Below are 8492 nucleotides of genomic sequence, written 5' to 3'. Positions count from 1 at the left end.
AAACGTCCGCTAAAGGGGCCAATACCCACATGACCAATGGTAAAATAAGCAGCGGAATGCTCTGGATCAATCTGATAGGTGCCACTCGGGTTACCCGTCAGCGCGTGGTAGTGCCCCACTGCTGCTTTGGTTGTCGCCGCCTGGGCCGCTTCCTGCATCATCACCAAACCAAGACCCAAGCTGATGGAAATGATGAGTAATTGTTTTGAACGCTTGTTTTGCATGATTTTACCCCCTTTCAAATTACCTGAACCACCCTAATGCTGGCAGTTAAAGGATTATAGTATTTATCACAGAGTAAGCATCAGGAACTTTCAGCAAGAAGGGGGGGGACCTGAGCGAAGCTGGTTTTTCGCCCGACGCCAGTCCGGCATGGCCGCATCGAGGATGCTCCTGAAACGATCATTGTGCAGGCGCTCCAGCAAATGAGTCATTTCATGCAACACCACATATTCCAGACAAATTTCTGCGTAGCGGGCAAGCTCCAGGCCAAGCCAGATGCGCCGCGCGCGGATGTTGCAGGTACCCCAGCGAGTGCGCATGCGTTTAACGCCCCACTCGGCCACCTGCACACCCAGAATCGGTTCATAGTGGGCAACGATGTTCGGAATGCGGTCTTTCAGTGCCTGACGATAATACTTGTGGAGCAAGGCCTGACGATCAGCCTGTGCCGCTTCGGGTGGACAGTACATCTCCATAAAGGCAGCGTCGCACATTTCAATACGGCCGCGACCGGCCACTTCATGCACCCGGAGTATATAGTTCTGCCCCAAATAGGAATGGGTTTCGCCGGATTGATATTCCAGAACCGATGACGGAGTCTGATATTGAAATTGCTGCTGGTGCTGCCTGATCCAGGACAAACGGGCCAGAATGGCCGCACGAATGTCTCCATCTGTCATCGCCCAGGGTGCACTGACTTTTACATTCCCGTCAGGGGGATAAACCATAATGCGCAAATTCTTGACCGCCTTGCGCGTCAGCTGCAGGTTCAGATCAGCCACCTGAACCATGGTTTTTTCCGCATTGCGCATGGGCCGCATCAGGGGAATCGGTTCAGGCGGTAGGTCGCGGCATTCAGATACAGCGCCACGCAAAGCCAGAGTAAATAAGGCAGCAACAACCAGGCCGCCAGCGGCGTGATCCACATAAAAACCAGGAAACAAGCCAATACCAGGAGCAGAAGCAAAACCAGGTCTGCCAGGGCCCAAAGCACCTGATGCCGTCCAAAAAACAGCCATGACCATGCGGCATTACAGAGCAACTGCAGGCCATACAAAGACAAACCCACTGTTCGCAACAGACTCGCCGGGCTGACATAAATCAACGCTGCCACAAAAGCCATGATGATATACAACAGCGTCCAGACTACAGGAAAAACCCAGGGTGGAGGCGTATCTTTGGGCTTCTGGAGGCGCGTATACCAGGCATCTGGTCGAAACAGTGACCCCGTTGTCGCCACCGCCAGAGTAATAGCCAGACTAATCAGGGAAACCAGTGCAAAGTGATTCATGTCCATCTAAGTCATCGCCCCACCAAGAAAACGGAATGGCAGATTTTCAGAAGTCTGCAAATTTTATTGCCCTGCAGTAGTTCCGGGGATACCCACTGAAGCCTTCCACTGCTGCATCTTGCTGATCAGCGGTGACTCCGCGCAAGACTGGGCACTGAGAGAACTACAGGCACTGGCCCATTCACCAGTTACACCGAAAAACTTGGCGGCAGATTGCATTTGCTGGGCCTGGGCACCAGTCGCCGTGGCGCTCATGCTCTGATACTGCGTAGCCCGCGTTTTTGCCCAAGCTGACACATTCTGCCAGCAGTCACTTTGCGCTGTCGAACTCAAAGCAGCACATTTGGCGCTGTCCTGTCGAGCTTTGACCATATCCTGCTGCCACTTCCCGGAAAAAGAAGACGTTGCCGTATTGAGCTGCTGCTGCACTGCGCCTTGAGCACTGCTCACTGCCTGATTCGCAGAATTTTTGGCATTTTCCACCGTCCGGGTGACGGGTTGAGTAACAGATTGCGCGGCACTGGATAAAGCGGCAGTAGAGGATGCCAGAGGCGTCAAGGGTAAAGTCGTAGACGAATAATTCACGCTGGGTGCCGAAGGAGCGGGCAAAGTTTTAGGCTGCGACAGAAGCCGGGCAGGGACCTGCAGGGCGGGCGCGGGGGCACTGTAGCTGGATGGCGTGCTGATAGCCGAGGGCACAGGATAAGTATTTTCGGCCTGCGGAGCCAAGCCATTATTAGTCGCCGAACCACAGCCGGATAGAGCCAACACGACTCCAGCAAACCACAACGAACCCTGAAAGCGACGCATACGAAACCACTCCTTTTGGAATTATGAATACCTGATCATGGTCACAAGCTTATCATCCCTTTCCATACACTCAAGCAGTTATCGTTGTGTAATGCTTCCTGCAGCGGTCTTGCCTATGACCGCACTCCAGTAACTGCGTTGACCAGTGCCCGGCATACCCCTAGAATATGGGCAATCTATGCGGGAGGGGCCACCCTCCCTTTTTTGCATCTTCCATGGTAGACGAGGTGAGAAAGTGCAGGCGGTCCTGGCATTGGCAGACGGCAGTATCTACCGGGGTACAGGCTTTGGCAGCAAGGGTCTGGCCGTCGGTGAAATCTGTTTTAATACAGCGATGACGGGTTACCAGGAAATTTTGACGGATCCCTCCTATCGCGGCCAAATCGTGACATTGACCTATCCGCATATTGGCAACACCGGGATCAATCCCGAAGATATGGAAGGATCAAAAATATTCTGCTCAGCTCTGGTACTGCGTAATTTACCTCGTATCCCCAGTAACTGGCGCAGTACCCAGACGCTTCCCGATTTTCTGACCCAGCAGGGTATTCCTGCCATTGCCGGTATTGATACACGCGCACTCACCCGCCGCCTGCGCAATGGCGGCGCCCAGAATGCGGCTTTGCTGGTTGGCGCTGAGGTGAATGAAAACGAAGCCCTGGCTGCCGCGCGCGGATTTCCCGGCTTGCTGGGCCGGGATCTGGTTCAGGACGTGGCGGCGCCAAAAAAATCAGAATGGCTCCTTGCGAGCGGCCTGCCTGAACAGAGTTATCAGGCGCAGCCCATCAGCCATCCGCAATATCATGTGGTCGTGTACGATTTTGGCAAAAAGAACAATATATTGCGCCTACTCGCCGACCGTGCCTGCCGGGTTACCCTGGTACCTGCCAAAACACCAGCAGCTGAGGTCATCGCCCTGCGTCCGGACGGTGTACTTTTCTCCAATGGGCCGGGAGATCCCGACGCCCTCAATTATGCCCAGCTAGCCATGCGCGAAATCATTGCGGCACAAATACCCACTTTTGGGCTCTGTCTGGGACATCAGTTACTCGGCATCGCCCTGGGTGCCAAAACCATCAAAATGAAATTCGGGCATCATGGTGCCAATCATCCGGTAAAGGATCTGCGCAGCGGCCGGGTATTAATTACCAGTCAAAACCACGGTTTTGCAGTGGATTCCCAAAGCCTGCCGGACTCCGTGCGTATTACGCATACCTCCCTGTTTGATGGCAGTTTGCAGGGTATGGCCCATAACAGTCTCCCGGTTTTTTCCTTTCAGGGACACCCGGAGGCAGGACCCGGCCCCCACGATGCCAGCATCATTTTTGATGATTTCGTAGCTGCCATGCATCAATACGGAGCCCAAACCCATGCCTAAGCATCAAGACATTCACAGCGTCCTGCTGATTGGCGCCGGCCCCATTGTCATTGGTCAGGCCTGCGAATTTGATTACTCGGGAGTTCAAGCCTGCAAGGCATTGCGCGAGGAAGGCTGCCGCGTCATTCTGGTCAATTCCAATCCGGCGACCATCATGACCGACGCGCAAACGGCTGATGCAACCTATATTGAGCCCGTGGAATGGCAGACAGTAGCGCGCATCATCGAAATGGAGCGCCCGGATGCCATTTTGCCGACGATGGGTGGCCAGACTGCTCTGAATTGTGCGCTGGATCTGCACCGTGAAGGTATTCTGGAAAAGTTCGGAGTGCGCCTGATCGGGGCCTCGGTAGAAGCCATTCGCGAAGCCGAGGATCGGGGGCTGTTCAAAAAAGCCATGCAGGAAATTGGCCTGGAAGTGGCACGTTCAGCTTTTGGGCACGATATGGACGGAGCCCGCCAAATTGCCGAAGATATTGGTTTTCCGGTCATTATTCGACCTTCGTTCACTCTGGGCGGCACGGGTGGCGGCATTGCCTACAATCGCGAGGAGTTTGAGGATATTGCCTCGCGGGGTCTGGAGGCCAGCCCTACCCACGAAATTCTCATCGAAGAATCCATAATTGGCTGGAAAGAATTTGAAATGGAGGTGGTCCGGGATCAAGCAGATAATTGTATTATTGTCTGCTCTATCGAAAACATGGATCCCATGGGGATTCATACCGGTGACTCTATTACCGTAGCCCCCGCCCAGACCCTGACTGACCGTGAATATCAGCGGATGCGCGACGCCTCCATAGCTGTCCTGCGCCGCATTGGCGTGGACACCGGCGGTTCCAATGTCCAGTTTGCGGTGAATCCGGTGGATGGTCGCCTGATTATCATCGAGATGAATCCGCGCGTTTCCCGCTCCTCCGCACTGGCATCCAAGGCTACCGGCTTCCCCATCGCCAAAATTGCGGCCAAGCTGGCCCTGGGATACACCCTGGACGAATTGCGCAATGATATCACCCAGGCTACCCCTGCCAGTTTTGAACCGACCATCGACTATGTAGTCACCAAAATACCCCGCTTTGCTTTCGAAAAATTCCCGGAAGCCGACGCGCACCTGACCACCCAGATGAAATCTGTGGGGGAAGTGATGGCCATTGGCCGGAGTTTTCAGGAATCCCTGCAAAAAGCCCTGCGCGGCCTTGAAACCGGGGTCGATGGATTGGATGAAAAACTGCCGGGCAATGATCCAGAGACCTTGCAGAAGCTCGAGCAGGAGCTGCGTATAGCCGGTCCCGATCGCCTCTGGTACCTGGCCGACGCCATCCGCCGGGGCTGGGATCAGGACAAAATCCAGCAGATAACACATATAGATCCCTGGTTCCTTGAACAGATTATTGAGCTGGTGCAACAGGAAGAAAATCTGCGTGGTATGCCGCTGGCGAGCCTCGATGCACCCCAATTGCGGGCACTCAAGGCCATGGGTTTTTCGGATCGTCGTCTGGCCCGACTGCTGGGTTGCCGGGAATCCCAGCTGCGCGAACAGCGCCACAAACTGGGTATTCGGCCCGTTTACAAACGGGTGGACACCTGTGCGGCAGAATTTCATTCGCCAACCCCCTATCTCTACTCCACGTATGAAATGGAATGTGAGGCGGAGCCTGGAAGCAAACCCAAAATCATGATTTTGGGCGGTGGGCCCAATCGCATTGGTCAGGGTATTGAGTTTGACTACTGTTGCGTCCATGCCAGCATGGCACTTCATGCCGATGGTTTTGAAACCATTATGGTCAACTGCAACCCGGAAACCGTATCTACCGATTATGACACTTCCGATCGCCTCTACTTTGAGCCTCTGACCCTGGAAGACGTGCTGGAAATTGTCGCGGTGGAAAAACCGCAGGGCGTCATTGTCCAGTTTGGCGGCCAGACCCCTCTCAAACTGGCCAACGATCTTGAAGCAGCCGGTGTACCCATCATCGGTACGACTCCGGATTCTATTGATCTGGCTGAAGATCGCGAACGCTTTCAGCAACTGCTGCAGCGCCTGGGTCTCCGCCAGCCGGAAAACGCCATTGCCCGCAGTGCCCCGGAAGCATTGAGCAAAGCCAGGGAACTGGGTTATCCGCTGGTGGTTCGTCCCTCTTATGTACTGGGTGGCCGGGCCATGCGTATTGTTTACGCTGAAGCAGACCTGCAGCGTTACATGGAAGAAGCCGTCCGTATTTCCAACGATCAGCCCATTCTCCTGGATCGTTTTCTCAATGATGCCCTGGAAGTGGACATTGATGCCGTTGCCGACCAAAATGGCCAGGTCATTGTTGCGGGGATCATGGAACATATTGAGCAGGCTGGCGTTCATAGCGGCGACTCGGCCTGCTGTTTGCCGCCCTACTCTCTCCCTGAAAACATCCAGATTGAATTGCGGCGGCAAACCGTGGAACTGGCTCTGGCTTTGGGCGTGGTTGGCCTCATGAACTGCCAGTTTGCCGTGCAGGAAGACCGGATTTACGTCCTTGAGGTCAATCCCCGCGCCTCCCGGACCGTGCCATTTGTCTCGAAGGCCACGGGCTGGCAGCTGGCTAAAATTGCCTCACGCTGCATGACCGGCCAGAGCCTGAAAACCCAAGGCATACCTGAAATCCCCAATCCTCCGCATTTCAGCGTCAAGGAAGCCGTATTTCCTTTCATCAAATTTCCGGGCGTCGATATTTTGCTGGGACCCGAAATGAAATCTACCGGCGAGGTCATGGGCATCGGGGCCAGCTTTGGTGAGGCTTTCCTCAAGGCGCAAATGGGTGCCGGTGAGCATCTTCCATCCTCTGGAACCGTATTTATCAGCGTCCGCGATGCCGACAAAGCTAAACTCACCCCTGCCGCTCGCACCTTGGCCCGCCTGGGTTTTCAACTGATCGCCACCAAAGGGACAGCCGAATACCTCCGCCAGCAGGGTCTGGAAGTAAGCACGGTCAACAAGGTTACCGAAGGTCGGCCACACATTGTCGATGCCATCAAAAATGGTAAAGTACAAATCATCATCAATACCGTGGATGAGCGTCAGTCTGTGCGTGATTCCTTCAGTATCCGCCGGGCTGCCCTGCAAATGGGCCTGACCTATTACACCACTCTGGCAGGTGCCATTGCGGGGGCGGAAGCTATTCGTGTCCTGATGCGGGAAGAACGCAGTGTTCTTCGTCTCCAGGATTTGCAACAAAACTAACCAGTACGAGAGGTTAACATGAGCGTTAAAGTCCCCATGACTGTCATCGGCGCGCAACGTTTGCGCGAAGAATTACAACGGCTGAAATCCGTAGATCGGCCCGCCGTCATTGAGGCTATTGCCGAAGCCCGTGCCAAGGGTGACCTTTCGGAAAATGCCGAATATGACGCCGCCAAAGAGCAGCAGGCGTTTATTGAAGGACGCATTCGTGAGGTGGAAGATTTTCTCGCCCGCGCCCAGGTCATAGACCCCAAGACGCTGAATACCGGTGGAAAAATTGTATTTGCTGCAACCGTCGATCTGGAAGACGCCGAAGGCAAGGAAGTTACTTATCAGATCGTGGGAGATGCCGAAGCGGACATTAAGGAAAATAAAATTTCCATCAGTTCACCCATTGCCCGCGCCCTGATCGGCAAACATGAAGGCGATCTGGTAGAAGTGCATGCGCCTGCGGGTGCCCGCGAATACACCATTCTCGCCGTACGCTTCGAATAAAACCAGCCTGAGAGCATCCTATCGTGATCCATCATATCTACCTGTTGTTGCTGGCCATGCTGCAAGGGGTTACCGAGCTGTTTCCCATATCCAGCCTCGGGCACATCATTCTGGTTCCGGCCCTGCTGCACTGGCCCATCAATCGCGACGCCGACTGGTTTTTGCCTTTTGTGGTGGTTCTGCATCTTGCCACCGCCGCCGCACTCCTGCTGTTTTTCTGGAAAGACTGGGCGGCGCTGATTGGTGGCTTTGTCCGGGCGCGGGGCAAGCCCAGCAATCCCCAGTCGCGATTATTGTGGATACTGTTCATTGCCTCCATTCCTGCGGGTCTTCTCGGCCTCCTTCTCGCCCATAAAATCCGTTATCTTTTTGGCGGTTTCACTTTTGCGGCCGTTGCATTGATGGCAAACGGAGTCATGCTGATCTGGGGTGACCGATTACGCTCCCGTCATCCCAGTCATTCACTGGATAACATAAGCTGGATGCGCGCCATCATTATTGGCTTTGCGCAATCCATGGCTCTGATTCCCGGGTTTTCCCGTTCTGGTGCCACTCTGGTGGCCGGGATTGGCGTAGGACTGGATTATGAAAACTCTGCGCGCTTTTCCTTTTTACTGGCAACACCAATTATTGCCGCTGCCGGTGCGTTGGAAGTACCCAAACTTTTTCACGCCCACATGCAAAGCGGCTTGCTGGGAACCATTTTCCTGGCAGGCGCCCTCGCTGGTCTTTGTGCATGGAGTTCGGTCTGGTTTCTGATGCATTACTTCCACAAACACGAAGTCACCGCCTTGCGCCCCTTCGGAATTTACTGCATAGGTTTCGGGGCGCTGGCGCTGCTGATTGGCGGCTAAAAACTGCGCTTGGAAATATCAGGAATGACTATCTGGAGAAAGTAATAAGGCCATGCGTTTACCATTCCAGCTCTGGATAGCCAGAATAATACCTACTGCGGTGAGAATGTAAAACACGCCTTGGTCTCCCGCGAGGCCAAGACCCCATCCTCCCAACACGCCTCCCACAAAAATACCCAGAAACTGCATCATGGAATAAACGCCACTGGAAGCACCACGCTGTTCGGGAAG

7 protein-coding genes and 2 pseudogenes are annotated in these 8492 nt (G+C 54.4%); 4 read left to right on the top strand and 5 right to left on the bottom strand.

Annotation, left to right across the window (positions count from 1 at the left end; genetic code table 11):
* The 4 genes and pseudogenes from AC2VLY_RS02870 to AC2VLY_RS02855 all read right to left on the bottom strand — a co-directional run.
* Positions 1–224: pseudogene (locus tag AC2VLY_RS02870) on the bottom strand (YceI family protein); the annotation flags it as partial.
* Positions 225–314: 90 nt separating this feature from the next.
* Positions 315–1034 (bottom strand): M48 family metallopeptidase, encoded by a 720-nt coding sequence (locus AC2VLY_RS02865; protein ID WP_486893810.1) that lies wholly within the window; start codon positions 1032–1034, stop codon positions 315–317.
* An 8-nt stretch (positions 1035–1042) separates the two neighbouring features.
* Positions 1043–1519, bottom strand: coding sequence for a TspO/MBR family protein (locus AC2VLY_RS02860; protein ID WP_486893811.1), 477 nt, complete (start codon positions 1517–1519; stop codon positions 1043–1045).
* A gap of 57 nt (positions 1520–1576) precedes the next feature.
* The gene (locus AC2VLY_RS02855; RefSeq protein ID WP_193651366.1) at positions 1577–2323 is read right to left on the bottom strand and encodes a hypothetical protein; all 747 of its coding nucleotides are present in this window, start codon (positions 2321–2323) and stop codon (positions 1577–1579) included.
* Positions 2324–2558: 235 nt separating this feature from the next.
* Here AC2VLY_RS02855 and carA point away from each other — a divergent pair, with 235 nt between their 5' ends.
* Genes carA through AC2VLY_RS02835 form a run of 4 tightly spaced genes read left to right on the top strand, consistent with a single transcriptional unit; the run spans position 2559 to position 8261 of the window.
* Positions 2559–3701: a glutamine-hydrolyzing carbamoyl-phosphate synthase small subunit gene (gene carA / locus AC2VLY_RS02850; protein WP_486893812.1), complete on the top strand. Its 1143-nt coding sequence runs from the start codon at positions 2559–2561 to the stop codon at positions 3699–3701.
* Positions 3694–6912, top strand: coding sequence for a carbamoyl-phosphate synthase large subunit (gene carB, locus AC2VLY_RS02845; RefSeq protein WP_486893813.1), 3219 nt, complete (start codon positions 3694–3696; stop codon positions 6910–6912). Before carA ends, carB begins: the two co-directional genes overlap by 8 nt.
* A gap of 18 nt (positions 6913–6930) precedes the next feature.
* Positions 6931–7407: a transcription elongation factor GreA gene (gene greA / locus AC2VLY_RS02840; RefSeq protein WP_193651363.1), complete on the top strand. Its 477-nt coding sequence runs from the start codon at positions 6931–6933 to the stop codon at positions 7405–7407.
* 23 nt (positions 7408–7430) lie between these two features.
* Positions 7431–8261 carry an undecaprenyl-diphosphate phosphatase gene (locus AC2VLY_RS02835; RefSeq protein WP_486921734.1) on the top strand — a complete coding sequence of 277 codons (831 nt, stop codon included), beginning with the start codon at positions 7431–7433 and terminating at the stop codon, positions 8259–8261.
* A gap of 18 nt (positions 8262–8279) precedes the next feature.
* Here AC2VLY_RS02835 and AC2VLY_RS02830 read toward each other — a convergent pair.
* Positions 8280–8492, bottom strand: a pseudogene (locus tag AC2VLY_RS02830) (MFS transporter); the annotation flags it as partial.

This window comes from Acidithiobacillus sp. TH-A36 (assembly GCF_057473445.1).
The sequence above is the reverse complement of the archived record's forward strand: the minus strand, read 5'-3'. Positions and strand labels throughout refer to the sequence as shown.

Excerpts from the sequence above, each read along its gene's own strand:
- AC2VLY_RS02865 (WP_486893810.1), bottom strand. The coding sequence starts at position 1,034 with ATGCGCAATGCGGAAAAAACCATGGTTCAGGTGGCTGATCTGAACCTG.
- AC2VLY_RS02860 (WP_486893811.1), bottom strand. The coding sequence starts at position 1,519 with ATGGACATGAATCACTTTGCACTGGTTTCCCTGATTAGTCTGGCTATT.
- AC2VLY_RS02855 (WP_193651366.1), bottom strand. The coding sequence starts at position 2,323 with ATGCGTCGCTTTCAGGGTTCGTTGTGGTTTGCTGGAGTCGTGTTGGCT.
- carB (WP_486893813.1), top strand. The coding sequence starts at position 3,694 with ATGCCTAAGCATCAAGACATTCACAGCGTCCTGCTGATTGGCGCCGGC.
- greA (WP_193651363.1), top strand. The coding sequence starts at position 6,931 with ATGAGCGTTAAAGTCCCCATGACTGTCATCGGCGCGCAACGTTTGCGC.